This is a genomic window from Holdemanella porci, from assembly GCF_019052655.1.
In the GTDB taxonomy this organism is placed as follows: Bacteria; Bacillota_I; Bacilli_A; order Erysipelotrichales; family Erysipelotrichaceae; genus Holdemanella; species Holdemanella hominis.
In genome coordinates this window covers 1-916 of record NZ_JAHQVB010000145.1, presented here as the reverse complement: position 1 = coordinate 916, position 916 = coordinate 1, and the positions used below count along the sequence as shown (strand labels likewise).

Annotated in this window: 1 protein-coding gene; it reads right to left on the bottom strand. The window is 34.3% G+C overall.

The features are described 5' to 3' along the window. Entirely contained in the window at positions 1–915 is a 915-nt protein-coding gene (locus KTQ83_RS11845; RefSeq protein ID WP_117925551.1) for a nucleotidyltransferase family protein, read from the bottom strand. Position 916: the final 1 nt, after the last annotated feature.

Genomic DNA, 916 nt, shown 5'->3' with positions numbered 1-916 from the left:
CTATTTCCATAATTTTTCAGGATATACACCATCTTCAATCAATTGTTTAAAGGCATTTTGTACATATTCCTTATCTTCAGCATATGTTACACCAAACCATTTATCATGCGTTTCAAGTACCTTCACATTGATACGATTTTCTCTCAATAATTCAGCCACAATATTTGGAAGCAAATATTCCTTCTTCATCGGATTATCTGAAATATTTGATAAGAACGTACTAAAATCCTTTTCTAAATAGTCTAAGAAATCTGGATACCCAGCCCACATATTCATAGAAACATTACTTTCTGGTTTTGCCCAAGCCTCTACTTCCGGATTATCACATACGATTTTATCCCCTTCAGCCTTGATTCCAGTTGTTTCATAAACTTCTTTTAATAAATTATTATCATCCACTTTACATACACCACGAGTTACAGTTCCATTCTCACTTAAAGTGTTCTTTAAAATGAATCCAGCCATGCCCATGTCAAATTCTTTTCCCATTTTCGCATGTTCAACCAGGAAATCATGTAACTTCACAAATGCTTCTTTTCCATAATAATCATCCGCATTAATAATCACATATGGTGTATCTACAACACTTTTCGCACATAGTACAGCCTGCCCTGTTCCCCAAGGTTTTGTACGACCTTCAGGACAAGTAAACCCTTCTGGTAAATCATTAATATCTTGGAATACATATTCTACATCCATATAATTTTGGATACGATTTCCAATCACTTCTTTAAATTCCTTTTCAATATCCTTACGAATAATAAACACGACTTTATCAAAGCCAGCCTCTTTGGCATCATAAATTGAGTAATCCATAATGATTTCACCATTTGGCCCCATTTTAGCTAACTGTTTGATTCCACCACCAAAACGAGAACCAATTCCAGCCGCCATAATAATTAATGTTGTTTTCATA